This window comes from Oceanimonas smirnovii ATCC BAA-899 (assembly GCF_000381965.1).
Lineage (GTDB): Bacteria > Pseudomonadota > Gammaproteobacteria > Enterobacterales > Aeromonadaceae > Oceanimonas > Oceanimonas smirnovii.
This window is the reverse complement of record NZ_KB908480.1, coordinates 1-1,063: the sequence shown is the minus strand read 5'-3', so window position 1 is coordinate 1,063 and position 1,063 is coordinate 1. Positions and strand designations below refer to the sequence as shown.

Below are 1,063 nucleotides of genomic sequence, written 5' to 3'. Positions count from 1 at the left end.
CCATTATGCAGCTTCCCAACCCACTACAACGTTACGGCTAGGGTTTTCAGGGTCAGCCTCAAGAACGAGCTTAACCGGCTGCATAAAAGGAATACTTTTAAGAAGTTCAATTGTTTCCGGCGTGTTCATCACCCCAATATCACGACTGTCATAGCCGTAATTAATGATATTAGTTTCTTCCTTTGTAATGGACTTTGCAGGAACCAAGTAGCTGAGCTGGGCAAAATCATACGGTTTGGGAACTCCAGACTTGCGAGAAATACCAGAACCCTTGGTAACAGATACAACAGCCATTACATGCATCATTGACATAAGAACACCTCTTAATTAGAACGCCGGCTCGATTGTGCCGCTTGTTGATAAAATGTCGTAACTCAGCGGCCGCTTTAGCCGCTCCGGAATATCATCAATGCCCAAGTGAGAAGTCAGCCGGTGACAAATATTACCCGGCGAAACACCCTCAAACCGTGCAAGGTAGTTAATCAGCCGCCCGGCCTGAGTGGCCGCAGACTCGATAGCACGCTGGCGGTCAACCAAAAACTTATTTTTAAACGTGCGAATACGCTCCGGTTCAACCTGCTCTAAAAGTCCGGCAAGGGCAGGGTAGGAGCCAGCAAAATACACATCAGGAGTAAGCAAAACGTCCAATGGAATAAGCCTGTCTTTAGACCTGATTTCAACCTCAGCCCGTTGCCAGTTCGGATGTTCCTGAGATTGCATCTGCCGGCCTTTTTCATAGGCCCGGAACACCTTGCCAGATTCCCGCGCGCCCACGTAGAACGAACAACCCAAATCCGGCACCATGCCATAACGCTTTTGAGCAGCTTTAGGATCAATCAAATTGATATGGCCAGACTCGATATAGGTATAACGGGGAGGGCGGCCCTTACCGGAAAACATGCCCTGCAGCGCCAGTTCACGAAAACCCGCAGCAGAGAACACCGTGCCCTCATAATCATCAAGAGCCAGGTCGACCCGGGTGATTTTGATACCCGGTAACCGGTTCAGAATCTTGTGCATAATGGTGAAATCAATGGCTTCGCAGCCGGCACCGGTAATCGAC

General features: G+C 49.4%; 2 protein-coding genes. Both read right to left on the bottom strand.

All coding sequences use genetic code 11. The annotated features are described in order from the left end of the window. Nucleotides 1-3: 3 nt before the first annotated feature. A complete protein-coding gene (locus G364_RS0116125) occupies nucleotides 4-312 on the bottom strand; it encodes a hypothetical protein (protein WP_026344967.1) in 309 nt (102 codons plus the stop codon). A gap of 15 nt (nucleotides 313-327) precedes the next feature. Continuing rightward, nucleotides 328-1,063 (bottom strand): replication initiation factor domain-containing protein (locus tag G364_RS16725; protein ID WP_019936164.1); only part of this gene is annotated, 736 nt, incomplete at its 5' end.